Source organism: Pseudomonas defluvii (assembly GCF_001695625.1).
Lineage (GTDB): Bacteria > Pseudomonadota > Gammaproteobacteria > Pseudomonadales > Pseudomonadaceae > Aquipseudomonas > Aquipseudomonas defluvii.
Genome location: NZ_MBPN01000078.1, coordinates 1 through 25,929, shown reverse-complemented (window position 1 = coordinate 25,929; position 25,929 = coordinate 1). Strand labels below are relative to the sequence as shown.

The following is a 25,929-nucleotide window of genomic DNA, read 5'->3' as shown; positions in this document are numbered from 1 at the left end:
AGGCAAGCCAGCTCCAACAGGGATTGTAGGAGCCGGGCTTGCCCGCGATGCAGGCGCCGCGAACTTACTGGCACCACGCCGACGCCATCGCGGGCAAGCCCGCTCCTACAAAGGCCGTGCAAGCTGTAGGAGCCGGGCTGAACTGCAATGCAGACGCCGCGAACTTACTGGCACCGCACCGACGCCATCGCGGGCAAGCCCGCTCCCACAAGGACCTGCTCAGGGGTGCTTTTTTGCGGGCACAAAAAAGGGCGACCGAAGTCGCCCTTTTTCTTAACCAGTCAGAACTTAGTTCTGCTTGGCCATTGCCTCGCGCAGCAGGGCAGCCATGGTGGTGTCACCAGTGACTTCTGGAGCGGTTTTCAGGCTCTGGATCGCTTCGCGCTCTTCTGCATCGTCTTTCGACTTGATGGACAGGTTGATTACGCGGCTCTTACGGTCGACGCTGATGATCTTAGCTTCGATCTCTTCGCCTTCTTTCAGGACGTTACGCGCGTCTTCAACGCGGTCACGGCTGATTTCGGAGGCTTTCAGAGTAGCTTCGATGTCGTCAGCCAGGGTAACTACAGCGCCCTTGGCGTCAACTTCTTTCACGATACCTTTGACGATAGCGCCCTTGTCGTTGACAGCAACGTAGTTGGAGAACGGATCGTCTTCCAGCTGCTTGATGCCCAGGGAGATGCGCTCGCGCTCTGGGTCAACCGACAGAATGACGGTTTCCAGCTCGTCGCCCTTCTTGAAGCGACGTACGGCTTCTTCGCCGACTTCGTTCCAGGAGATGTCCGACAGGTGAACCAGACCGTCGATGCCGCCGTCCAGACCAATGAAGATACCGAAATCGGTGATCGACTTGATGGTGCCGGAGATCTTGTCGCCCTTGTTGAACTGGCCAGAGAAGTCTTCCCATGGGTTGGACTTGCACTGTTTGATGCCCAGGGAGATACGACGACGCTCTTCGTCGATGTCCAGAACCATAACTTCCACTTCGTCGCCCACTTGAACGACTTTCGATGGGTGGATGTTCTTGTTGGTCCAGTCCATTTCGGAAACGTGTACCAGGCCTTCCACGCCTTCTTCCAGCTCTGCGAAGCAGCCGTAGTCGGTCAGGTTGGTGACGCGCGCCATGACGCGGGTGCTCTCTGGGTAACGTGCCTTGATAGCAACCCATGGGTCTTCGCCCAGTTGCTTCAGGCCCAGGGATACGCGGTTACGCTCGCGATCGTACTTCAGAACCTTGACATCGATCTCGTCGCCAACGTTGACGATTTCCGATGGGTGCTTGATACGCTTCCAAGCCATGTCGGTGATGTGCAGCAGGCCATCGACGCCGCCCAGATCAACGAATGCACCGTAGTCGGTGAGGTTCTTGACGATACCTTTGACTTGTTGGCCTTCCTGCAGCGATTCCAGCAGAGCTTCGCGCTCGGCGCTGTTTTCGGCTTCCAGGACGCTGCGACGGGAAACGACAACGTTGTTGCGCTTCTGGTCCAGCTTGATGACCTTGAATTCCAGCTCTTTGCCTTCCAGGTGGGTGGTGTCGCGCACTGGGCGGACATCAACCAGGGAACCTGGCAGGAAGGCGCGGATGCCGTTGACGTCAACAGTGAAGCCGCCTTTGACTTTACCGTTGATAACGCCCTTGACCACTTCTTCGGCGGCGAAAGCTGCTTCCAGAACAATCCAGCACTCGGCGCGCTTGGCTTTTTCACGGGACAGTTTGGTTTCGCCAAAGCCGTCTTCGACCGCGTCCAGCGCAACGTGAACTTCGTCACCGACCTTGATGGTCAGCTCGCCAGCTTCGTTGTAGAACTGCTCGAGCGGGATGACGCCCTCGGATTTCAGACCGGCGTGGACAGTAACCCAGTCACCGTCGATATCAACAACGATACCGGTGATGATCGCACCTGGTTGAAGGTTGAGGGTTTTCAGGCTTTCTTCAAAAAGTTCTGCAAAGCTTTCGCTCATTTTAATTCCTGTAGATTAGGGCGAAACAGACGCCCAGCAACCACACTCCAGACAATGTGGGTTTCGTTCATAGTAAGGGCAGCCTGCAGGACGTTGACTGGTGGACCTGCAAACCTCCCTGATCACCCGGCGATGTCGCGCAGTGCGACTTCACTCATGATGCGTTCCAACACCTGCTCGATGGACAATTCCGTGGAATCCAGCTGAATTGCGTCGGGGGCCGGCTTGAGCGGGGCCACTGCGCGCTGGGTGTCGCGCTCATCGCGCGCACGTATCTCATCTAGCAGACTCGACAGACTAACATCATCGCCCTTGGCCTTCAACTGCAAGTAGCGTCGACGCGCACGCTCCTCGGCACTGGCCGTCAGGAAAATCTTCAGCGGGGCATCGGGAAACACCACGGTGCCCATGTCACGACCATCAGCGACCAGGCCCGGCGACTCCTGGAATGCACGCTGGCGCTGCAACAATGCATCCCGTACGGCCGGCAGTGAGGCCACCTTGGAGGCATTCGCCCCCACGGTTTCGTTGCGAATGACATCGCTGACGTCGTCACCTTCCAGAATAATACGCTGCGGCTGGCCATCGCTGGCAGCGATGAATTGCACATCCAGATGAGCGGCCAACGCCTTGAGCAGTTCTTCGTTGGTCAGGTCGACACCGTGGTTGCCAGCAGCATAGGCCAGCAAACGGTACAGCGCGCCCGAGTCGAGCAGGTTCCAGCCCAGGCGCTTGGAGAGCAGCCCGGCAATGGTGCCCTTGCCGGAGCCGCTAGGCCCGTCGATGGCGATGACTGGTGCTTGCTGGTTCACGACTTGCCCTCTTCAGCAACACGGATGCCGACTTCGGCACACAGCGCCAGGAAGTTCGGGAACGACGTGGCGACGTTGGCACAATCATGGATGCGAATCGGCGCATTTGCACGCAGCGAGGCAACACTGAAGGCCATGGCGATACGGTGGTCACCGTGCCCATGAACTTCACCACCGCCGATAGGGCCGCCATCGATGATGATGCCATCCGGGGTCGGCTCACATTTCACGCCCAGGGTCAGCAGACCATCGGCCATGACCTGGATGCGGTCGGATTCCTTGACCCGCAATTCTTCGGCGCCACGCAGTACGGTACGGCCTTCGGCACAGGCAGCCGCCACGAACAATACCGGGAACTCGTCGATGGCCAGCGGTACCAGCGCCTCAGGAATTTCGATGCCCTTGAGCTTGGCGCCACGCACGCGCAGGTCTGCCACAGGCTCGCCGCCGACTTCGCGCTGGTTTTCCAGGGTGATGTCGCCGCCCATCAAACGCAGGATGTCGATGACACCAGTGCGGGTCGGGTTGATGCCAACGTGTTCAAGCAGCAACTCGGAGCCTTCGGCAATCGACGCTGCCACCAGGAAGAACGCCGCCGAGGAGATGTCGGCAGGCACTTCGATCGACGTGGCAGTGAGCTTGTGCCCGGACTCCAGCGATGCGGTCGCCCCTTCAACCGTGACCGGGTAGCCGAAGCCACGCAGCATGCGCTCGGTATGGTCGCGGGTCGGTGCAGGTTCGGTAACGGTGGTCTTGCCTTCGGCATACAGGCCCGCCAGCAGCAGGCAGGATTTCACCTGGGCACTGGCCATTGGCAGGGTGTAGTTCAGCGCCTTGAGCGTGTGACCACCACGGATGGTCATCGGCGGACGACCTTCGGCAGCGGTTTCAATGACCGCACCCATTTCGCGCAGCGGGTTGGCCACACGATTCATCGGACGCTTGGACAGCGAGGCATCGCCGGTCAGTACGGTATCGAAGCTTTGCGCGGCCAGCAGACCGGACAGCAGGCGCATCGAGGTACCGGAGTTACCCAGGTAGATCGGCCCAGGTGGCGGCTTCAGGCCATTGAGGCCAACGCCATGGATGGTCACGCGGCCGTGATGCGGGCCCTCGATCACCACACCCATGTCACGGAAGGCCTGCAGGGTAGCCAGCGCATCTTCGCCCTCAAGGAAACCTTCCACCTCGGTGGTGCCTTCGGCCAGCGAGCCGAGCATGATCGAGCGGTGGGAAATCGATTTGTCGCCTGGTACGCGAATACGGCCGGACAGGCGACCACCAGGATTTGCCAGGAAAATCAGATCGTTGGAGTTCATAGCGTCCACATAGGCCCGGCGGGCCAGGATTTTACTGAAATGCTCGCGAGCTACCCGAGCGCGGGTGAACACACCCAACAGCTGGTGCCCGTCCCCTGCATCGACCGCATCGCGCAAGGCGTCGAGGTCGCTGCGAAATGTATCCAGTGTGCGCAGAACAGCTTCGCGGTTGGCGAGGAAAATGTCGTGCCACATGACCGGGTCGCTTCCGGCGATTCTCGTGAAATCGCGAAAGCCACCCGCAGCGTAACGGAAGATATCCAGGTTTTCGTTGCGTTTTGCCAACGAGTCGACCAGACCAAAGGCCAACAGGTGCGGCAGATGACTGGTTGCGGCGAGCACCTCGTCGTGGCGCTCGACCTGCATGTGCTCGACGTCGGCCCCCAGCGCACGCCAGAGGCGATCAACCAGCGCCAAGGCGGCGGGATCGGTCTCGGCAAGCGGGGTCAAAATGACTTTGTGTCGACGAAACAGCTCGGCATTGGAGGCTTCGACGCCGCTTTGCTCGGAGCCGGCAATCGGATGCCCTGGCACGAAGTTCGGCAGGCGTGAGCCAAAGGCCTCGCGCGCTGCGCGCACGACATTGCCCTTGGCGCTACCGACATCTGTCAGTACCGCCTGCCCCAGTTCGAGCTGCGCGAGTTTGGCCAGGAGCTTTTCCATGGCCAGAATCGGTACGGCCAATTGAATGACATCGGCACCGACACAGGCCTTGGCCAGGTCGTCTTCGCAGCGATCGACTACACCCAGCTCAACCGCCAGCTTGCGCGACTGCGGGTCGAGATCGACCCCGACCACTTCACGACACAGGCCGCTTTCGCGCAGGCCCTTGGCGAAGGACCCACCGATCAGGCCCAGGCCGACAACGACCAGGCGCGTAATAATGGGCTCAGCCTTTTCTACTGTCACGTCAACCACAAACCGGCACCCTGTTCAGAACATCACGCATGGCTATACCTCAGAGTACGGCTTTCGGATAGGAGCCCAGTACTTTCAGGGCCACCGCCTCCTGGCTGATCTTCTCCAGCACGGCCTTGATCAGCGGATCGCGGTGGTGCCCGACGAAGTCGATGAAGAAGACGTAGGTCCATTTGCCGCTGCGCGACGGACGGGTTTCGATGCGGGTCAGGTCGATACCGTTCTCGTGGAACGGCACCAGCAGTTCATGCAGCGCACCCGGCTTGTTGCTCATCGAGACGATGATCGAGGTCTTGTCGTCGCCCGTCGGCGGGACTTCCTGGTTACCGATCATCAAGAAGCGCGTGGAGTTGTCCGGGCGGTCTTCGATTTTTTCCGCCAGACGGGTCAGGCCATAGAGCCCAGCCGCCATGTCACCGGCAATTGCCGCGGAGTTCCATTCGCCCTTGACCCGCTTGGCCGCCTCGGCGTTGCTCGATACAGCAACGCGCTCGACGTTCGGGTAGTGCGCATCCAGCCACTTGCGGCACTGGGCCAGCGACTGGGCATGGGAGTAGATACGGCTGATGCTGTCGGTCTTGGTATTCTCGCCCACCAGCAGGTGGTGGTGAATACGCAGCTCGACTTCACCACAGATCACCATGTCGTGTTCGAGGAAGCTGTCCAGAGTGTGGTTGACCGCACCCTCGGTGGAGTTTTCCACCGGGACGACACCGAAGTTCACGGCACCGGCTGCAACCTCGCGGAACACCTCGTCGATTGCCGCCATTGGCTTGCTGATCACGGCATGGCCAAAGTGCTTCAGGGCCGCTGCCTGGGTGAAGGTGCCCTCTGGGCCGAGGTAAGCCACTTTTAGCGGCTGCTCCAGGGCCAGGCAGGAGGACATGATTTCGCGGAACAAGCGCGCCATTTCCTCGTTACCCAGCGGCCCCGGGTTACGCTCCATCACCCGCTTGAGCACTTGTGCTTCACGCTCGGGACGATAGAACACCGGGGTTTCGCCTTCGCTCAGGGACGCCATCTTGACCCGTGCAACTTCCTGGGCGCAACGCGCGCGGTCGCTGATCAGCTCGAGGATTTTCTCGTCGAGGCTGTCAATGCGCACGCGCAGCGCCTTGAGCTCCTGTTCGGACATCAGGCGTGTTCCTTCTCGAATTCAGCCATGTAGGCCACCAGTGCCTCGATCGCTTCAAGGCCCAGTGCGTTGTAGATCGACGCACGCATGCCGCCTACCGAGCGATGGCCCTTGAGGTTGAGCAGGCCACGGGCATCAGCACCGGCCAGGAAGGCTTTGTCCAAACGCTCGTCCGCCAGGCGGAACGGTACGTTCATCCAGGAACGGGCATTGTGCGCAATCGGGTTGGTGTAGAACGCGCTGCTGTCGATGAAGCCGTACAGGCGGTCTTTCTTCGCCCGGTTACGACGCTCCATGGCCTCGACACCACCCTGCTCCTTGAGCCATTCGAAGACCAGCCCGGAGAGGTACCAGGAGTAGGTCGCCGGGGTGTTGTACATCGAGCCGTTGTCGGCTGCGACCTTGTAGTCGAGCATGGTCGGGCAGCTGCTGCGGGCATGGCCCAGCAGGTCTTCACGAACGATGACCACCACCAGACCGCTCGGGCCGATGTTTTTCTGCGCACCGGCATAGATCATGCCGAACTGCGAGACGTCGATCGGGCGCGAAAGGATGTCCGAAGACATGTCGACCACCAGCGGCACGTCACCGGTTTGCGGAACCCAGTCGAACTGCAGGCCGCCGATGGTTTCGTTGGAGGCGTAGTGCAGGTAGGCGGCGTCCTTGGTCAGGTTCCACTCGTTCTGCCCAGGGATGGCCAGGTAATCGTATGGCTTGGCGGTGGCAGCAACATTGACGTGACCGAAGCGGCGCGCTTCTTCAATCGCCTTCTTCGACCAGATGCCGGTTTCCACGTAGTCCGCAGTGCCACCCTCGGGCAGCAGGTTCAGTGGAATCTCAGCGAATTGCTGACTGGCACCGCCCTGCAGGAACAGGACCTTGTAGTTGGAGGGAACAGAGAGCAGATCACGCAGATCCTGCTCGGCTTTCTCGGCGATGGCCACGTAGTCGTCGCTACGGTGGCTCATTTCCATGACCGACAGGCCTTTGCCGTGCCAGTCCAGCATCTCGGCCTGGGCACGCTGCAGCACAGCATCAGGAAGCGCAGCAGGGCCTGCGCAGAAGTTAAAGGCTCGTTTGCTCACATCCACTCTCGCTCTGCTCTTGATGTCTGCGGGATTCGCTGCGAGGCCGATTACCAGCCCCGCAGGCCCTCCCACATAAAATCCGCGTTTACACTATTCCTGCGGCGCTTCTTCTGCGTCCGCGTCAGCGCCAGCATCAACGTCGGTATCAACGTCTGCATCTGCATCTGCATCGACGGCGGTGTCGGCTTCACCTTCGAAACCTTCCTCGTCACCTTCCTCTTCGGAAGGCTCCTGCACGCGCTCAAGGCCCACCAGGGTCTCGTCGCTCGCCAGTTTGATCAAGGTTACGCCCTGGGTATTACGACCCAGGCTGGACACTTCGCTGACACGGGTGCGCACCAAGGTGCCCTGGTCGGAAATCAGCATGATTTCCTCACCGTCCTGCACCTGAACTGCACCGACCAGGCGGCCGTTACGCTCGTTGCTGACCATGGCGATTACACCCTGGCCACCGCGCTTGTACTCTGGGAACTCGGTGATCGCCGTACGCTTGCCGTAGCCACGCTCGGACGCGGTGAGGATCTGACTGCCCTCCTCCGGAATGATCATCGAGATCAGTTTCTGACCTTCGCCCAGACGCATGCCGCGCACACCGCGCGCGGTACGGCCCATGGCACGTACGTCGGACTCTTTGAAGCGTGTCACCTTGCCCGCGTCGGAGAACAGCATGACCTCACGCTCGCCATCGGTAATGGCAGCGGAAATCAGGATATCGCCCTCGTCCAGCTCCAGCGCGATCAGGCCAACGCTGCGCTGACGGCTGAACTGCTCCAGCGGGGTCTTCTTCACGGTACCGTTGGCGGTCGCCATGAAGATGAAGTGGCCTTCGGTGTATTCCTCGACCGGCAGCATGGTGGTGATGTGCTCACCCTCATCCAGCGGCAGCAGGTTGACCAGCGGACGACCGCGGGCGGCACGCGAGGCCTCAGGGATTTCGTAGGTTTTCAGCCAGTACACCTTGCCCTTGCTGGAGAACAGCAGCAGCGTGGTGTGGCTGTTGGCAACCAGCAGGTGCGAGATGTAGTCCTCGTCCTTGACGCCGGTCGCCGACTTGCCTTTGCCGCCGCGACGCTGGGCCTGGTAGGCCGCCAGCGGCTGGGTCTTGGCGTAGCCGCCATGGGAGATGGTCACAACCCGGTCTTCTTCCGGAATCATGTCACCCAGGGTCAGATCGAGGCGCGCGTCGAGAATTTCGGTGCGGCGCACGTCGCCGTATTCGGCACGGATCAGTTCCAGCTCTTCGCGGATCACTTCCATCAGGCGCTCGGCACTGTTGAGGATGCGGATCAGCTCGCCGATCTGGTTGAGAATCTCCTGGTACTCGGCCAGCAGCTTCTCGTGCTCCAGGCCTGTCAGGCGGTGCAGACGCAGGTCAAGGATCGCCTGAGCCTGTTCAGGCGACAGGAAGTACTTGCCGTCGCGCAGGCCATATTGCTCGTCGAGGGTTTCCGGACGGCAGGAATCGGCGCCAGCGCGCTCGACCATGACCTGCACGGCACTGGACTCCCAAGGGGTGCTGATCAGCGCTTCCTTGGCCTCGGACGGGGTTGGCGATGCCTTGATCAAGGCGATGACCGGGTCGATGTTGGACAGGGCAACCGCCTGGCCTTCAAGGATATGGCCACGTTCACGCGCCTTGCGCAGCTCGAATACGGTACGACGGGTAACCACTTCGCGGCGGTGACGGACGAACGCCTCGAGCAGGTCCTTGAGGTTCAGAACCTTTGGCTGGCCGTCGATCAGCGCGACAACGTTGATGCCGAACACGCTTTGCAGCTGGGTCTGGGCATAGAGGTTGTTGAGAATGACCTCAGGCACCTCGCCACGACGCAGCTCGATCACGATGCGCATACCGTCCTTGTCGGACTCGTCACGCAGCTCGGTGATACCTTCGAGTTTCTTTTCCTTGACCAGCTCGGCGATCTTTTCGATCAACCGCGCCTTGTTCAGCTGATACGGCAGCTCGGTGACCACGATCTGCTGACGACCACCGACCTTGTCGATGTCTTCGACTGTGGAGCGGGCGCGCATGTAGATGCGGCCACGGCCCGTGCGGTAGGCCTCGATGATGCCGGCACGGCCGTTGATGATGGCCGCGGTCGGGAAGTCCGGACCCGGGATGAACTGCATCAGTTCATCGACCGTGATGTCCGCGTTATCGATCAGCGCCAGGCAACCGTCGATGACTTCGCCCAGGTTGTGCGGAGGAATGTTGGTTGCCATGCCCACGGCGATACCGCTGGAACCGTTGACCAGCAGGTTCGGGATACGGGTCGGCATGACCGCCGGGATCTGCTCGGTGCCGTCGTAGTTGGGCACCCAGTCGACGGTTTCCTTGTGCAGGTCGGCCAGCAGCTCGTGGGCCAGCTTGGTCATGCGCACTTCGGTGTAACGCATCGCGGCTGCGTTGTCGCCGTCGACCGAACCGAAGTTGCCCTGGCCGTCGACCAGCAGGTAGCGCAGGGAGAAAGGCTGAGCCATACGTACGATGGTGTCGTAGACCGCCATGTCACCGTGAGGGTGATACTTACCGATCACGTCACCGACCACACGGGCAGATTTCTTGTACGGTTTGTTCCAGTCGTTACCCAGCTCGCTCATCGCAAACAGAACACGACGATGCACGGGCTTCAAGCCATCACGCGCATCGGGCAGTGCTCGCCCGACAATGACGCTCATCGCGTAGTCGAGGTAGGACTGTCTCAGTTCGTCTTCGATATTGACCGGGAGGATTTCTTTGGCCAGTTCGCCCATGAGAAGCCTGATTCCTTTTTCTGGTGAAACTCCGTCACATCCATGATCGGACGAACGAAGCTCGCCGCCGCAAAGCTGCTGCCCTGCAACGACTTACGACAAATCAACGAGTTAAGCCATGGATCTGCGCAGTAAAGACAGCCAAATTGAGCGGTCTTGGAAACCGTCGGATGTTACCACAGTCGCCGAGGGCTTGGGAGTACGGCAAAGCGTCGCTGGTGCAGGCACCCTAGCACCCGCGACGATAAAGGCCGCCAAGGGCCACTCAGTCAATGCAGGCGCTTGCGGCACATCAATTGGGCCATTTTCGCGGTATCCGGGCGCTCGACGATGCCTTTCTCGGTGACGATGGCGTCGATAAGGTCCGCCGGGGTCACGTCGAATACCGGGTTGAAGGCATCGACATCGGCGCCGACGCGCTGCCCGCCGACGTCCAGCAACTCACTGCCGGCACGCTCTTCGATCGGGATGTCATCGCCACTGGCCAGGCTCATGTCGATGGTCGAGCTCGGCGCCACCACCATGAAACGCACACCATGGTGCATGGCGTTGACCGCCAGTTGGTAGGTACCGATCTTGTTCGCCACGTCGCCATTGGCAGTGATGCGGTCTGCCCCGACGATGACCCAGGTAATGCCCTTGGTCTTCATGAGGTGAGCCGCTGCCGAATCGGCATTCAGGGTCACCGGAATGCCTTCGTTGGACAGTTCCCAGGCGGTCAGCCGCGAGCCCTGCAACCAGGGCCGGGTTTCATCGGCGTAGACGCGCTCGATCATACCCTCCAGCCAGGCACCGCGAATCACCCCCAGCGCAGTACCAAAACCACCCGTTGCCAGCGCACCCGTGTTGCAGTGGGTCAGTACCGCCTGCTCGCTGCCCTGATGCTTGCGAATCAGCTCGACACCCAGCTGAGCCATGGTCAGGTTGGCCTCGCGGTCACTTTCGTGAATCGCGATAGCCTCAGCCTCCATGAGCGCGAGCGGGTCATCGGTGCTTTTCAGGCGTTCCAGGCGCTCGCGCATGCGGTTCAGCGCCCAAAACAGGTTGACTGCGGTTGGCCGCGACTCGGCCAGAACAGTGAAATCTTCTTCCAGCGCCGCTTTCCAGTCGCCACCGACGGCCAGGCGCTGACGCACTGCCAAAACGATGCCATAGGCAGCGCTGATGCCAATTGCAGGTGCGCCACGCACCACCATGGAACGAATCGCCTCGGCCACGCCGCGCGCATCGGTATACGCCAGCCAGGTTTCCTCCGCTGGCAGGATGCGCTGGTCGAGCAGGTACAAGGCACCGTCTCGCCAATCGATGGCCTTTACCTTCTCTGCAGCCAACAGTCGATCGCGCATGCCTCACCCCACCATTCAGACATCAAAAGCGAATGATTATAACGATCCCCAGGCGCGGGCGCTCGGGTATACTTCGCCCTTACTCCTTTAGCCCTTGGATTTTCTGCCATGCCCAAGCTTGCCACCCCCCTCGACCTGTTGCTCCTGCCAACCTGGCTGGTGCCCGTCGAACCGGCCGGGGTGGTGTTCAAGGACTACGGCCTGGGCATCCGTGACGGCAAGATCGCCTTCGTGGGCCCACGCGAAGACGCCCTGCGCCACGGCGCCGGGGAGATCCGCGAGTTGCCAGGCTGCCTGCTCAGCCCCGGCCTGATCAACGCACACGGCCACGCGGCAATGACCCTGTTCCGTGGTCTGGCCGACGACCTGCCGTTGATGACCTGGCTCGAAAAGCACATCTGGCCGGCCGAGAGCCGCTGGGTCGACGAAGCCTTCGTGCGCGACGGTACCGACCTGGCTATCGCCGAGCAGCTCAAGGGCGGCATCACCTGCTTCTCGGACATGTACTTTTTCCCGAAGATTGCCAGCGAGCGCGTACACGAGAGCGGCATTCGCGCCCAGATCGCCATTCCCCTGCTGGACTTCCCGATTCCTGGCGCACGCAGCACCGATGAAGCGCTGCACCAGGGGGTCGAGCTGTTCGGCGACCTGCGCCACCATCCCCGCATTACCGTGGCCTTCGGCCCGCACGCGCCTTACACGGTGAGCGACGAGAACCTGGAGAAAATCCGGGTGATCGCCGAGGAACTGGACGCGCCGATTCACATGCATATCCAGGAAACCGCCTTTGAGGTCCAGCAGTCGCTGGAGCAGCGTGGCGAGCGCCCTCTGGCACGCCTGGCCCGCCTCGGCCTGCTTGGCCCGCGCCTGCAGGCGGTACACATGACCCAGGTCAGCGACGAAGACCTGGCGCTGCTGGTAGAAAGCAACACCAACGTTGTCCACTGCCCGGAATCGAACCTGAAACTGGCCAGCGGCTTCTGCCCGGTCGAACGCCTGTGGCAAGCCGGCGTCAACGTCGCCGTTGGAACCGACGGCGCGGCCAGCAACAACGATCTCGACCTGCTCGGCGAAACCCGCACTGCGGCCCTGTTGGCCAAGGCAGTGGCTGGCTCGGCCACCGCACTGGACGCACACCGAGCCCTGCGCATGGCGACCCTCAATGGCGCACGCGCACTGGGCCTTGATGCGATTACCGGCTCACTGGAGCTGGGCAAGGCCGCCGACCTGGCCGCCTTCGATCTTTCGGGCCTGGCTCAACAGCCGGTCTACGACCCGGTTTCGCAACTGATCTACGCCTGCGGCCGTGACTGCGTGAAGCATGTCTGGGTCAACGGCAAGCAACTGCTGGACGAGCGGCGCCTGACGCGCCTGGACGAACAGGCCCTGAGTAGCACAGCCCGCGCCTGGGGCCAGCGCATTGGCGGCCATCACGAATAACCCGTCGCCAGCCCCGCTGCCGACCCGTAACGTATTATTGAAGCTTCAGAGGACTGTTCCATGAGCAACGTCGACCACGCTGAAATCGCCAAATTCGAAGCCCTCGCCCACCGCTGGTGGGACCGCGAAAGCGAGTTCAAACCGCTGCACGACATCAACCCGCTACGGGTCAACTGGATTGACGAGCGCGTCAAGCTGGCCGGCAAGAAGGTGCTCGACGTTGGCTGCGGCGGCGGCATTCTCAGCGAATCCATGGCCCAGCGCGGCGCGACCGTCACCGGTATCGACATGGGTGAGGCACCACTGGCCGTCGCCCAACTGCACCAGTTGGAATCGGGCGTGAACGTTGAGTACCGGCAGATCACCGCCGAGGCCCTGGCCGAGGAAATGCCAGGCCAGTTTGACGTGGTCACCTGCCTGGAGATGCTGGAGCACGTCCCTGACCCATCCTCGGTGATCCGCGCCTGCTACCGCATGGTCAAACCGGGTGGCCAGGTATTTTTCTCGACCATCAACCGCAACCCCAAGGCGTACCTGTTTGCGATCATTGGCGCCGAGTACATCATGAAGTTGCTGCCGCGCGGCACCCATGACTTCAAGAAGTTCATCCGCCCTTCGGAACTGGGCGCCTGGAGCCGTGAAGCCGGCCTGAGCGTCAAGGACATCATCGGCCTGACCTACAACCCGCTGACCAAGCATTACAAGCTGGCGGCCGATGTCGACGTCAACTACATGATTCAAACCCTGCGCGAGGAATGAGCATGCGTTTGCGAGCCGTACTTTTTGACATGGATGGCACCTTGCTGGATACGGCGCCGGACTTCGTCGCCATCTGCCAGGCCATGCTGGCCGACCGCGGCCTGCCCCCTGTAGACGAACAGAGAGTTCGTGACGTGATTTCCGGTGGTGCCCGGGCCATGGTCTCGGCAACCTTCGCACTGGACCCAGCCGACGCGGCGTTCGAAGCACTGCGCCTGGAGTTCCTTGAGCGCTACCAGGCCAACTGCGCGGTCCACAGCTGCCTGTTCGACGGCATGGCCGAATTGCTGGCCGACATCGAAAAAGGCAACTTGCTGTGGGGTGTGGTCACCAACAAGCCCGTGCGCTTCGCCGAGCCCATCATGCAACAACTCGGCCTGGCCGAGCGTTCGGCGCTGCTGATCTGCCCGGACCACGTGAAGAACAGCAAGCCCGATCCAGAGCCACTGATCCTGGCCTGTAAAACCCTGAACCTGGACCCGGCCAGCGTGCTGTTCGTGGGCGACGACCTGCGTGACATCGAGTCGGGACGCGATGCCGGCACCCGCACCGCTGCCGTGCGCTATGGCTATATCCACCCCGAAGACAACCCGAACAACTGGGGTGCGGACGTGGTGGTCGACCATCCACTGGAACTGCGCAAGGTGATCGACAGCGCACTCTGCGGCTGCTGATAGCGACTATTTAGAGGTAAACACCATGTTCGACTACTCCGCCCGCCCCGACCTGCTCAAAGACCGGGTCATCCTTGTCACCGGCGCCGGTCGCGGCATCGGCGCAGCCGCCGCCAAGAGCTTCGCTGCCCACGGTGCGACGGTGCTGCTGCTGGGCAAGACCGAAGCCAACCTGACCCAGGTCTATGACGAAATCGAAGCGGCCGGGCATCCACAACCGGTGGTCATTCCGTTCAACCTGGAAACGGCGCTTCCACACCAGTACGACGAACTGGCGGTGATGATCGAGAATGAGTTCGGTCGGCTCGACGGCCTGCTGCACAACGCCTCGATCATTGGCCCGCGGACACCGATTGAACAGCTGTCTGGCGACAACTTCATGCGGGTGATGCACATCAACGTGAACGCCACGTTCATGCTGACCAGCACCCTGCTGCCACTGTTGAAGCTGTCGGAGGACGCTTCGGTGATCTTCACCTCCAGCAGTGTTGGCCGCAAAGGCCGCGCCTACTGGGGCGCCTATGGCGTGTCGAAGTTCGCCACCGAGGGCCTGATGCAAACCCTGGCAGATGAGCTGGAGGGCGTTGCCCCTGTGCGCGCCAACAGTGTCAACCCAGGCGCAACCCGCACCAGCATGCGCGCCCAGGCCTACCCGGGCGAAAACCCCGAAAGCAATCCGCTGCCGGCCGATATCATGCCAGTGTATCTGTACCTGATGGGCCCGGACAGCGCCGGCATCAACGGCCAGGCGTTCGACGCGCAGTAAGCTTCAGCCTTGCACCAGAGCCATCCGTTCGCGGGGGCTCTGGCGCTCATGCGACACTTCCATTTGCATGCAGCGCTCAAGGAACAGGTACATGTATTCGTAACTCTTGCAGATGGCCTGCCGCAGCTCGGCCTGCAAGGCCCTGGACGGGTTGTTGCCGGCCAGCGTGCAGATGATCTCCAGCGCCTCCCATGGGTGCGCATCGTCATACTGAGCGTGCAGATTCAGCCACTTCATAGCGCGCTTGCGCTGCGCTTCCGGGAACGCCTCGGCATAGGCACCGGTAGAGCAGACCAAGGCCGACCACTCACCGGTAGCCCCTTCAATGGCATAGTTGGTCGCTGCAATCGCGATGATCAGCGGGTCTGCCGAGCTGGTGTGCCAGCACCAGTGGCTCAACGCCTGCAGCTCTGTTGGCACCTGCTGCGCCTGCAAGTCGTCGAGGCTGACGCCATGGGCATGGCACCAGTTCAGCCAATAATCAGCATGATTGAGTTCGACGCGAATGTTGCGCATCAGCCAGCGGCGCGCCAGGTCCTCACCGGGATGGCGGGCAAAGCGGGTCTTGGTCAGGTTCTGCGCCATGTACAGGGCGAACTGTTCAACCACCGGCCAGCCACCAATCAGGTACTGACGCATCGTTCGAGCCCCCAAGCGGTTATCTCGCATGCGCTGGTAAAGCTCGTGCTCGACAACCTTTCGCTTACTTTCGCTGCAGGCTTCAATCAACTGTTGGGCCCAGAGCGGGTAACTGGCGGGATCCATCAACGGACCGATTCGAACAAATGCATCATTCACTATCAGCTCCTTTTCCTTGTGATTGTTAATGTTCAGCGAAACGTTCCTGGCGCCTTCATCATCTGAGGGCGCTCCGGCGAACGTTTGCGCTGCAGGCTGTCGCACGAAAACACTGTCGGACGCTCGATGAGGTACCCCTGGGCATAGTCCACGCCAATTTCCCGCAAGGCCTGTTCAATCAGCGGGGTTTCGACGAACTCGGCGATCGTGCGTTTGCCCATGACATGGCCAATGTGGTTGATCACTTCGACCATCGCCCGATTAATCGGGTCATCCAGCATGTCCTTGACAAAACTTCCGTCGATCTTAAGGAAGTCTACTGGCAAATGTTTCAAATATGCGAACGACGACATGCCTGCGCAGAAGTCATCAAGCGAGAACCTGCAGCCCAACCCCTTCAAGTCGTTGATGAAACGAATGGCGCTACCCAGGTTGGCAATGGCACTGGTTTCAGTGATTTCAAAGCAGACCAACTGCGGTGGAATCGAAAACTCGCTGAACATGCGGTGCAGGTATTCAAGGAAGTTGTCGTCGCCGATACTGCTCCCGGACAGGTTGATCGCGCACATGGCCAACGGCCCTTGGCGCGGCCTGTCCAGGGCTTCGCGAATCACCTGAAACACGTTGCGCACGACCCAACGGTCCAGCGCGGTCATCAACCCGTATCGTTCGGCGGCCGGGATAAAGCTGTCCGGCAGGATGGTGCGCCCACTCTCATCGTGCAGCCGCAGAAGAATCTCAAGGTGCCCACCGGCATTGCCAGGCTCACCCAGTGCAGCAATTTCCTGGGAGTAAAGGCAAAAGCGGTTTTCTTCCAATGCGACGTGCAAACGCTGAATCCAGGCCATTTCACCAACGCGCATGGACAACTCGGTGTCGTCGGCATGGTAGACCTGAACGCGGTTACGCCCCTTCTCCTTGGCCATATAACACGCCATGTCCGCGGCCCGTAATGACGCTTCCAGGGTAGCCGGAGGCTGGCTGAGGGGAACCAGGCCAATACTGACCGTGGTCATGAACGGGCGTCCTTTCCAGACAAAATGCAGGCTCTGCACTGTCTGACGAAGGTTTTCGGCAATGCGCTCGGCCTGTTCCGGCGGGCAGTTTTCCAGCAGGATGCCGAACTCATCCCCCCCGAGACGCGCCAAGGTATCCCCTTCACGCAACCCACCCTGAAGCAAGGCACAAATGTGCCGCAGCAACTCATCACCCGCCGCATGGCCAGAGGTGTCGTTGACCAGCTTGAACTGATCCAGGTCCAGGAACAGTAATGAATGGCGCGCCGTACTTCGGCTCAGGCCTGCGAGCGCCTGCTCCAGACGGAACTCGAATTCCCGGCGGTTGGCCAACCCTGTCAGGGCGTCATGGGTGGCCTGCCAGGACAGGTTGGCAATGTATTGGCGCTCCTGGGTCATGTCATGCAGCACTACTACAACGCCACTGATACGCCCTTCGTTGAGTATCGGCGCGCCCACCAGGGCGACGGAAACGGTGCTGCCATCAAGCCGCTGAATCAGCTTGGCATGCTCACCGCCTTCATGCAGGGTGCCGTTGAGAATGTGCTCAATCAGCGTCAGGCTGTCCTTCTCGGCATGCTCATCAAGCAGATTGAACAGTGCCGCCAAGGGCAAGCCCTGCGCCTGCTGGGCATCCCAGTGGGTCAACTGCTCGGCAGCCGGGTTCATGTAGGTAATACAACCATCGACGTCGGTGGTTATCACACCATCGCCAATCGACGCCAGGGTGACTTGCGCACGCTCTTTTTCAACCTGCAGCGCACTGGCAAAGGCTTGGCGCTGAACCAGCAGCTTGTGCGAGCGCTTCCAAGCCAGGGCAATCAGGAACAATGCGGTCGCCACGTTGATGAACAGCAACAGGCGCAGGAGCACCCGCGAGCCTTCGCTCAAGGCATCGCTGAACGCCTTGGCGGCCGGCGCCACGCCCTCATTGATCGAGGCAATCCTGGCCTTCCAGTCAGCCACTTTCCTGGCCGAGGCCTTACCACGCGCAAAGCCTTGGCGTATTTCCTGGGCAAGAGTGTCGAGTTGCTGCACGAAGCCATCGCCGACGGCCCACAGTTGAATGGCCTTTTCCAGGTAACTGACATGACGAAAATTCAGGTACAACCAGATCACACTGGAGACGTCATCGGGGTGGTTGCCACCCTGCAACATGCCCTTGCGAGCCGCTGCGATGTCCGGTGTCGGCAAATCCAGTGCGGTGCGCAACTCATGCCCCCCCATGGGCACGGCGATAGCCCGCTGGTACTTCTCGAACGCCGCCTGATCGCCACTGTCGGCATACAGCGTAAGGTAGTAGATGGCGTCCTTCTGGCCCTTGGACCAGAGGCTTTCGCCACCCACGTAACCACGCACAGCCGAGAGCGCGTAAAGGCTGATGCTTCCTAGCAACGCCTGAAACAGCACGACCGCGACAAATGGCCAAATGATGCCCAGCAACTTTGGCGCTTCGAGAGTCCGTTTTCCCTTCATGAGGTCCCTTGTTGCAGAGCCGTATGAGTCTAAACCTACAACAGACTAGGATATTTGCCACCAGGGCAAATGGCCTTTACCTCAAAATTCGCTTTTCCCGCTCAACTTTGTTGCAGATGCCCATACAGTTTGGCGTATAAACCGCCATCAGCGATGAGCTGCTGATGGCAACCGTCCTCGGCAACATGCCCCCCATCAAACACCAGAACACGGTCTGCCTGCTTCACCGCCGACAGGCGGTGGGCGATGATCAAGGTTGTGCGGGCACTGAGAAAACGGGCCAGGGCCTGATGCAGGTTGTACTCGGTCGCCGCGTCCAGGGCCGACGTGGCTTCATCGAGGATAACCACCTTGGGCTCGGCCAGTACCATCCGGGCAATGGCCAGACGCTGACGCTGCCCACCGGACAGGCGTACCCCGGAGCGCCCTACCACGCTGTCCAGGCCCTGAGGCAGTGCAGCAATAGTGCTATCGAGCTGGGCAATGCCCAATGCCTGCCAGCATGCTTCGTCGGTGCAGTCGCGGCCCATGGTCAGGTTGGCGCGCACGGTGTCGTTGAACAGCGAGGGGTGCTGCAAAACCACGGCCACCTGCTCACGCAAGGTTTCCAGACCAATTTCCTGCAAGGTCGCGCCACCGAAGCGGATCGTCCCGGCTTGCGGTGTGTAGAGCCCCAGCAACAACTGCACCAGGGTGCTCTTGCCGCCACCGCTGGCACCGACTATCGCCACTTTTTCGCCGGGTGCGATCGACAGGTTGAGCTGGTCGAGCACAGGCTCCTCGCCGTAGGCAAAACGCAGGCCGCGCACGTCGATGCCAACGGTGTCACGGCCCTTGAACGGGTCGACGCCCCCGGCAAACTGCGGTTCATCGTCACGCGCCAGCAGTTCGTTGATGCGGGTCAGCGCACCGCCAGCGGCGTAGTAGGCGTATTGCAGGTTCAATAACTGCTCTACCGGCCCGATCATGAACCACAGGTAGCTGAACACGGCCAGCATCTGGCCAATGGAAAGGTCGGAGAACAGCACGGTGAGCATTGCCGCCGCGCGGAAAATATCGATACCAAACTGGAACAACAGGCCACTGGCACGCCCACTGGCGTCACTCTTCCACTGCGAGGCGACGGCATAGTTGCGAACCTCCTGGGCACGTACCCCCAGTCGCCCAAGGAAATAGCCCTGACGGTTACCGGCTCGAATTTCCTGAATGGCATCCAGCGTTTCGGCCAGCGCCTGGGTAAACCGCGAGGTGCTGTCGTTCTCCAGTTTTTTCAGGTGCTTGACCCGCTTGCCCAATTGCACGGTGGCAAAAATCACCAACGGGTTGAACAGCAGGATCAATAGCGCCAACTGCCAATGCATCCAGATCAGGATGCCGGCCGTACCGGTCAAGGTCAGTACCGCCACCAGGAAGCGGCTGAGGGTTTCACCGACAAACTTGTCCAGGGTGTCGAGGTCGGTCACCAGGTGCGTCGTGACCGTTCCGCTGCCAAGGCTTTCGTACTCGCTCAGGGAGATGCGCTTGAGCCGCTCGATCAGGCGGATACGCAAGCGGTAGACGATGTCTTTGGCCAAGCCGGCAAACAGCCTGGCCTGAACCACGTTGAATGCCAGCGCGAATACCCGCAGGCACAGGGTCGCCAGGAGCATCAGGCCGATATAGCCAGCGGGCACGTGCCAAGCCTGCGGCAGAAACTGATTCATCCATTTCAGCGCGGCGTCGCCATGCCCCAGCAGCACTTCGTCGACGAGCAGCGGCAGCAGCAGCGGGATCGGCACACTGCACAGCGCCGCCAGCACGGCAACGCCATTGGCGATCCACAGGGCTTTTTTGTGTTGCAGTGCCAGGCGACGAATTTCAGCCCAGCTCAGACGATCGCCATGACTTGCCGGTGAACCCGGCACCGGGTCGGGTGAGCCCGGCAGGTCAAGCATGAGCGGCACGCTCCAACCAACGACCGAGCAACGGCGCCAATGCGTCTTGAGGCTGGTAGCCGTTGGTCAGCAGCGCCAACTGGCCATTGCGCTCGGCCAGCAGGGTCGGGAAACCGGCAATACCCAAATCCTGCACCCAGACGAAATCGGCAGCCGTGGCCTGGCGTTGTTCGGCGCTGGTGAAGCGCTCGGAGAACACCGCACGCTCAAAGCCTGCCTGGGTAGCCAGTTCGACCAATTGCGGCGCGCGGGTGACATCTTCGCTGCGCTCATAGAAGGCCTGCTGGATAAGCGTGAGCAGGCCCCAGGCGCGTTGCGGGTCAAGGCTGCGCGCCGTCACCAAGGCGCGGCACGCAGGTTCGGTGTCGTAGACGAAACCCTCGGGCATCGCCCCTTCAATGCGAAACGGCTGACCAGTCGCTTCGTGCACCGCTTGCCAGTGCTCAAGGATGTAGCGTCGGGTAGACACATCAAGTGCGCTGCTACCGCTACGCAGGCCACCGACCACCAGATGGGTCGGCACCCCCGCCGCCTGCGCCTGGGCGATCAGGGCCTCGGCCACTGGTGCAAAACCCCAGCACCAGGAGCACATCGGGTCCATCACATAGAGCAGGCGAGCGGACATCATCAAACCTCGGCAGCTTTGCGGTAATTATGGCCAATCGGGTGCGGCTGGTTGCGGGCCTTGGCCAGTTCGATCTGCTTCTGCCGGTCGATGGCGCTGCGGCGCGTCTTCTCGCTCAGGCTGTCCCAGCAGTGCGGGCAGCTGATACCTGGCGAGTAGTGCTCCGAAGCACGGTCTTCCACACTGATCGGCGTGCGGCAGGCGTGGCACTGGTCATAATCGCCTTCGCTCAGGTCATGACGAACGGTGACCCGGTTGTCGAAGACGAAGCACTCGCCCTCCCAGCGGCTCTCTTCCTGCGGCACTTCCTCAAGGTATTTGAGGATGCCACCCTTGAGATGATAGACCTCTTCGAACCCCTCGCCGAGCATGTAGCTGGAGGCTTTTTCACAGCGAATGCCGCCGGTGCAGAACATGGCGACTTTCTTGTGACGGCTTGGGTCGAAGTTGGCCTTGATGTACTCGGGAAACTCACGGAAGGTCGTGGTTTTCGGGTCGATCGCCCCTTCAAAGGTGCCGATGGACACTTCGTAATCGTTACGGGTATCGATCAACAGCACTTCCGGATCGCTGATCAGTGCGTTCCAGTCCTTGGGCTCGACGTAGGTACCGACCTTCTTGTTCGGGTCGACGCCCGGCACACCCAGGGTGACGATCTCTTTCTTCAGTTTGACCTTGGTGCGGTAGAACGGCTGTTCATCGCAGTAGGACTCTTTGTGGTCGATGTCTACCAGGCGCGCATCGCTGCGCAACCAGGCCAGCAGGCCATCGATGCCTTCACGGGTACCGGACACCGTACCGTTGATGCCTTCTTCAGCCAGCAACAGGGTGCCTTTGACGCCATTGGTGGTCATCGTTTCGAGCAGCGGTTCACGCAGCTCGACGTAATCTTCGAGGGTAACGAATTTGTACAGCGCCGCCACGACGATAGCTTGGGTCATGCCTTGATTCTCCAGGTGGCTGTCCTCGCAAAGGACGAACCGGGTGTCAAAAAAAACGCGCCGACGAGCGGCGCGTTGCACATTCTAACAAAAACCCGGCAGCAAAATCAGTGTTTGCTACCACCGGCACAGGTTGGCGAGGCCGGGGCTGCACCGACCTTTTCCCACTCCTGCGGCGTGTAGGTATGCAAGGCCAAGGCGTGGAACTGGCTCATCAACTCGCCCAGGGTGGCGTACACCTTCTGGTGGCGCTTGACGCTGTTCAGCCCCTCGAACTGCTCACTGACCAAAATCGCCTTGTAGTGGGTTTCCTGGCCACGGCTGTGCATGTGGCTTTCGTCACGCACTTCAAGGTGCTGCGGGGCCAGGGCGGCCAGGCTTTGCTCAATTCGTTGCTGCATCGACATGACGGGCTCCGCTTAAGGCTTCTTGGCCGGCGCGGCCTTGCCCGCGGACGGGTCCAGTTCGGTGGTCATGTCAGACAGCAGCTTGTTGACCACCGGTACTGCGCTTTCCAGTTTCTGCTGGGTCAACTGAGCCGACTGCTGGGTGACCATCGGCATTTTTTCCAGGACTTTCTTGCCCAGTGGCGACTCATAGAACTTCACCAGGTCTTTCAGCTCGCTTTCGCTGAAGGTGCTGGTGTAGAGCTTAACCATATCGGGCTTGAGCTTGTTCCAGCCGATCGCCTGGTCAAGGGCGGCATTGGCCTTGGCCTGGTAGCTGTCCAGCACAGCCTTTTTCGAAGCAGGTGCCTTGGTCTGTTCAAAGCGCTGGGCGAACATCTGCTGCACTTGCATGTAGACCGGGGTTCCGAGCTTGTCGGCGTGCGCCAGCTTAAGGAAGGCTTCGGCGCTGGCATTGTGGCTGGCAGTATCGGCAAGCACCTGACCGCTGGCACAAACCAGTACAACTGCGGTGCAAAGGGCGCGAAGACGGGTCATCGGAAATCCTTAATTGTCGGAAGAGGTGGCACCTCAGAGTAGAGCATTCTGCGCCGACTCGGGCTGAGCGCTCAAGTGGATCGACACGTAAAGAAACCGCCGTGTCGAATCAGGACCTAAACTGCGGAATCAGACGACAAAGGAGTGACCGCAGCATGAGCCGTAACGAGACAGACAGCCTGGGAACGGTCGAAGTTCCGGATCAGGCCTACTGGGGCGCCCAGACGCAGCGCTCGCTGATCAACTTCGCAATTGGCAAGGAACGGATGCCGCTGGCTGTCCTGCACGCCCTGGCGCTGATCAAGAAGGCGGCCGCCCGGGTCAACGTGCGTAACGGCAACCTGCCAGCCGACGTTGCCCGGCTGATTGAACAAGCCGCTGACGAGGTACTGGCCGGGCAACACGACGAGCAGTTTCCGCTGATGGTCTGGCAGACCGGTAGCGGCACCCAGAGCAACATGAACGTCAACGAGGTGATAGCCGGCCGCGCCAACGAACTTGCCGGCCAGGGCCGAGGGGGGAAAGCGCCGGTCCACCCCAACGACCACGTCAACCGCTCGCAGAGCTCCAACGACTGTTTCCCCACCGCCATGCACATCGCCGCAGCACAGGCAGTACACGCGCGACTACTGCCGGCGATCAGCGAACTGGCTGCGGGCCTGGCAGAACAGTCAGTGCGTCATCAGCACCTGGTCAAGACCGGACGCACCCACATGATGGACGCCACACCGATTACCTTCGGCCAGGAACTGTCGGCCTATGTCGCCCAGCTCGACTACGCACAACGAGCGATCCGCTCGGCACTGCCGGCAGTCTACGAGCTGGCACAGGGTGGCACGGCAGTCGGTACCGGCCTGAACGCGCCGAAAGGCTTTGCCGAAGCCATCGCCGCAGAGCTTGCGGCCCTGGCCGGGCTGCCCTTCGTCAGCGCACCGAACAAATTCGCCGCGCTGGCCGGGCATGAACCACTGACGCTCCTGGCCGGGGCGCTGAAAACCCTGGCGATCACCCTGATGAAACTGGCCAACGATTTGCGCTTGCTCAGCTCCGGCCCGCGCACCGGGCTGGCGGAAGTGCGATTGCCGGCCAACGAGCCGGGCAGCTCGATCATGCCCGGCAAGGTCAACCCGACCCAATGCGAGGCGCTGTCGATGCTGGCCTGCCAGGTGCTGGGCAACGACGCCGCGATAGGCTTTGCCGCCAGCCAGGGGCACCTTCAGCTCAACGTGTTCAAGCCGGTGATCATCCATAACCTGCTGCAGTCGATCGAACTGCTGGCCGACGGCTGCCATAACTTCCAGCAGCACTGTATTGCCGGGCTTGAGCCGGATCCTCAGCAGATGGCCGACCACCTGGAACGTGGGCTGATGCTGGTGACGGCGCTGAACCCGCACATCGGCTACGACAAAGCCGCCGAGATTGCCAAAAAGGCCTATGCCGAAGGCAGTACCTTGCGCGAGGCCGCACTGGCGCTGGGCTATGTCAGCGACCAGCAGTTCGACCAATGGGTACGGCCCGAACACATGCTCGATGCGGGCGACAACGGCTGAGTCAGCGTGCCAGGCGCACGCGCCTGGCACGCCAACCGGCAATCAGTGACGGCCCCAGCGCAATCAGCACCGAGCCAAGCACCACGATCACGGCACCGATGTACGCCAGGCCATTGATCTGCTCGGGTTGTACATAACCTGGCCAGAGCATGGCCGCCAGGGCAACACAGCCGAACGTCACCAGCGGGGTGATCGCCAGGGTCGCACTGACCCGCGATGCTTCCCAGTGGGCCAACGCTTCAGCAAAGGCACCGTAGGCAACCAGCGTGTTCAGGCAACAGGCCAACAGCAACCAGCCTTGCAGCGGGCTCAGTTGCAGCGCCTCCAGTGGGTGTGCCCATGGCGTCAGGATCAAGGCACAGATCAGGTAGATCACCATCATCACCTGTGGCGAGCTCCACACGGTGAGTAACTGCTTCTGGCCCAAGGCATAGAACGTCCACACCGCAGCGGCCAGCAGGATAATCAGAATGCCCTTGGTGTAGGTCCCCAAGGAGGTCAGCAGTTCGTCCAGGCGCTGATTGAAGAACAACCCGAAGCCCAGCAGCAGAATGACCAGGCCGATCCCCTGCCCCAGGCTGAAACGTTCCTTGAAAACCACAACACTACTGATCAACAGTAGCACCGGCCCCATCTGGATCATCAGTTGCGCCGTGCCGGGGCTGAGTATGTTCAGACCGATCAGGTAGAGCACATAGTTGCCGACCAGCCCGCCTACGCAGAGCAACAGCAGAAAACGCCCGTTTCTCCCCAGGGCACGCACGGACGGCAGACGCCGCGTGGCGCCAAGAAAGGCCAGCAGCAGGCCACCAGAAACCAGCAGGCGGAACCAGGTGACAGTGACCGGGTCCATCACCAGCAACACCTGCTTGAGCTTGATCGGAAGGATGCCCCAGAGCACGGCCGTCAACAACGCCAGGAACAGACCGTAGACCCAGCGTCCGGAAGAAATATGCATGACCGCCTCGAAAAACCCTGTGGTGGGGGGAGGCTTGATTCTACGGCGGTCACCGCAACTTACACAGTTACAGATATGGAAAAGAATTCAGCATCTCATTCCATGAAAGCCTGCAAGTATGCGGCGCGTACAGCCTGCGCGACCTTTGTTGGGGCAGGCGGGGTGTCCGTGGTTTCGCGGCGTTTGTATCGCGGGCAAGCCAGGCTCTTACAGGTTACGTGGGCTCTGTTGGAGCAGGCTTGCCTGCGATGGCGTCGGTGGGGTGTCCGTGGGTTCGCGGCGTCTGCATCGCGGGCAAGCCCGGCTCCTACAGGTTACGCGGGCTCTGTTGGGGCAGGCTTGCCTGCGATGGCGTCGGTGGGGTGTCCGTGAGTTCGCGGCGTTTGTATCGCGGGCAAGCCCGGCTCCTACAGGTTGCGCGGGCTCTGTTGGAGCTGGCTTGCCTGCGATGGCGTCGGTGGGGTGTCCGTGAGTTCGCGGTGTCTGCATCGCGGGCAAGCCCGGCTCCTACAGGCTGCGTGGGCTCTGTTGGGGCTGGCTTGCCTGCGATGGCGTCGGTGGGGTGTCAGTGGGTTCGCGGCGTTTGTATCGCGGGCAAGCCTGAACTGGCCTAATGATTTTGGACACTTTGATCGGGCGCTATGATGGCGCCCATATCAGAGGATGTTCCGATGCGAAATTCTTATTCGAACGAGTTCAAGCTTGAAGCGG

General features: G+C 61.0%; 20 protein-coding genes. 5 read left to right on the top strand and 15 right to left on the bottom strand.

Translation table 11 applies throughout. From position 1 onward, the window contains the following. Positions 1-288: 288 nt before the first annotated feature. From rpsA to mtnA, 7 genes are all read right to left on the bottom strand, one after another. The gene (rpsA, locus tag EKA13_RS19045; protein WP_065760855.1) at positions 289-1,965 is read right to left on the bottom strand and encodes a 30S ribosomal protein S1; all 1,677 of its coding nucleotides are present in this window, start codon (positions 1,963-1,965) and stop codon (positions 289-291) included. A 122-nt stretch (positions 1,966-2,087) separates the two neighbouring features. Further along, positions 2,088-2,777, bottom strand: a complete 690-nt coding sequence (gene cmk / locus EKA13_RS19040) for a (d)CMP kinase (protein ID WP_065760854.1) — start codon at positions 2,775-2,777, stop codon at positions 2,088-2,090. Further along, positions 2,774-4,981, bottom strand: coding sequence for a bifunctional prephenate dehydrogenase/3-phosphoshikimate 1-carboxyvinyltransferase (locus tag EKA13_RS19035; protein WP_065760857.1), 2,208 nt, complete (start codon positions 4,979-4,981; stop codon positions 2,774-2,776). Before EKA13_RS19035 ends, cmk begins: the two co-directional genes overlap by 4 nt. 73 nt (positions 4,982-5,054) lie before the next feature. After that, the gene (gene pheA, locus EKA13_RS19030) at positions 5,055-6,149 is read right to left on the bottom strand and encodes a prephenate dehydratase (protein WP_065760853.1); all 1,095 of its coding nucleotides are present in this window, start codon (positions 6,147-6,149) and stop codon (positions 5,055-5,057) included. Then, complete coding sequence (serC, locus tag EKA13_RS19025; RefSeq protein ID WP_065760856.1) at positions 6,149-7,234, bottom strand: 3-phosphoserine/phosphohydroxythreonine transaminase; 1,086 nt, start codon at positions 7,232-7,234, stop codon at positions 6,149-6,151. The genes pheA and serC overlap by 1 nt, the downstream gene beginning before the upstream one ends. A gap of 93 nt (positions 7,235-7,327) precedes the next feature. Next, complete coding sequence (gene gyrA / locus EKA13_RS19020) at positions 7,328-9,991, bottom strand: DNA gyrase subunit A (RefSeq protein ID WP_065760852.1); 2,664 nt, start codon at positions 9,989-9,991, stop codon at positions 7,328-7,330. Between the two features lie 269 nt (positions 9,992-10,260). Next, positions 10,261-11,337 carry an S-methyl-5-thioribose-1-phosphate isomerase gene (mtnA, locus tag EKA13_RS19015; protein ID WP_065760851.1) on the bottom strand — a complete coding sequence of 359 codons (1,077 nt, stop codon included), beginning with the start codon at positions 11,335-11,337 and terminating at the stop codon, positions 10,261-10,263. Between the two features lie 108 nt (positions 11,338-11,445). Here mtnA and EKA13_RS19010 point away from each other — a divergent pair, with 108 nt between their 5' ends. From EKA13_RS19010 to EKA13_RS18995, 4 genes are read left to right on the top strand one after another with little or no spacing between them, the layout of a single operon-like run. Continuing rightward, positions 11,446-12,777, top strand: a complete 1,332-nt coding sequence (locus EKA13_RS19010) for a TRZ/ATZ family hydrolase (protein WP_065760850.1) — start codon at positions 11,446-11,448, stop codon at positions 12,775-12,777. Between the two features lie 60 nt (positions 12,778-12,837). Then, positions 12,838-13,536: a bifunctional 2-polyprenyl-6-hydroxyphenol methylase/3-demethylubiquinol 3-O-methyltransferase UbiG gene (ubiG, locus tag EKA13_RS19005; RefSeq protein ID WP_065760849.1), complete on the top strand. Its 699-nt coding sequence runs from the start codon at positions 12,838-12,840 to the stop codon at positions 13,534-13,536. Between the two features lie 2 nt (positions 13,537-13,538). Beyond that, positions 13,539-14,210 carry an N-acetylmuramic acid 6-phosphate phosphatase MupP gene (mupP, locus tag EKA13_RS19000; RefSeq protein ID WP_065760848.1) on the top strand — a complete coding sequence of 224 codons (672 nt, stop codon included), beginning with the start codon at positions 13,539-13,541 and terminating at the stop codon, positions 14,208-14,210. 25 nt (positions 14,211-14,235) lie between these two features. Next, entirely contained in the window at positions 14,236-14,976 is a 741-nt protein-coding gene (locus EKA13_RS18995; protein ID WP_065760847.1) for a YciK family oxidoreductase, read from the top strand. A gap of 3 nt (positions 14,977-14,979) precedes the next feature. On the opposite strand, the gene EKA13_RS18990 is transcribed toward EKA13_RS18995, so the two are convergent. From EKA13_RS18990 to EKA13_RS18960, 7 genes are all read right to left on the bottom strand, one after another. Beyond that, complete coding sequence (locus tag EKA13_RS18990; RefSeq protein ID WP_065760846.1) at positions 14,980-15,774, bottom strand: iron-containing redox enzyme family protein; 795 nt, start codon at positions 15,772-15,774, stop codon at positions 14,980-14,982. A gap of 32 nt (positions 15,775-15,806) precedes the next feature. Next, complete coding sequence (locus EKA13_RS18985) at positions 15,807-18,266, bottom strand: EAL domain-containing protein (RefSeq protein ID WP_065760845.1); 2,460 nt, start codon at positions 18,264-18,266, stop codon at positions 15,807-15,809. A 101-nt stretch (positions 18,267-18,367) separates the two neighbouring features. Continuing rightward, a complete protein-coding gene (locus tag EKA13_RS18980) occupies positions 18,368-20,200 on the bottom strand; it encodes an ABC transporter ATP-binding protein (protein WP_065760844.1) in 1,833 nt (610 codons plus the stop codon). Further along, positions 20,193-20,825 carry a DsbA family protein gene (locus EKA13_RS18975; RefSeq protein ID WP_065760843.1) on the bottom strand — a complete coding sequence of 211 codons (633 nt, stop codon included), beginning with the start codon at positions 20,823-20,825 and terminating at the stop codon, positions 20,193-20,195. The genes EKA13_RS18980 and EKA13_RS18975 overlap by 8 nt, the downstream gene beginning before the upstream one ends. 2 nt (positions 20,826-20,827) lie before the next feature. After that, on the bottom strand, positions 20,828-21,766 hold the full coding sequence (trhO, locus tag EKA13_RS18970) for an oxygen-dependent tRNA uridine(34) hydroxylase TrhO (RefSeq protein ID WP_065760842.1): 939 nt from the start codon (positions 21,764-21,766) through the stop codon (positions 20,828-20,830). Positions 21,767-21,873: 107 nt separating this feature from the next. After that, positions 21,874-22,173 carry a BolA family protein gene (locus tag EKA13_RS18965; RefSeq protein ID WP_065760841.1) on the bottom strand — a complete coding sequence of 100 codons (300 nt, stop codon included), beginning with the start codon at positions 22,171-22,173 and terminating at the stop codon, positions 21,874-21,876. Positions 22,174-22,185: 12 nt separating this feature from the next. Further along, entirely contained in the window at positions 22,186-22,710 is a 525-nt protein-coding gene (locus tag EKA13_RS18960; protein WP_065760840.1) for a DUF2059 domain-containing protein, read from the bottom strand. A gap of 155 nt (positions 22,711-22,865) precedes the next feature. On the opposite strand from EKA13_RS18960, the gene EKA13_RS18955 reads away from it, so the two are divergent. Beyond that, positions 22,866-24,260 (top strand): class II fumarate hydratase, encoded by a 1,395-nt coding sequence (locus EKA13_RS18955; protein ID WP_065760839.1) that lies wholly within the window; start codon positions 22,866-22,868, stop codon positions 24,258-24,260. 1 nt (position 24,261) lies between these two features. Here EKA13_RS18955 and EKA13_RS18950 read toward each other — a convergent pair whose 3' ends face one another. Then, positions 24,262-25,218, bottom strand: a complete 957-nt coding sequence (locus EKA13_RS18950) for a DMT family transporter (protein ID WP_065760838.1) — start codon at positions 25,216-25,218, stop codon at positions 24,262-24,264. Positions 25,219-25,929: the final 711 nt, after the last annotated feature.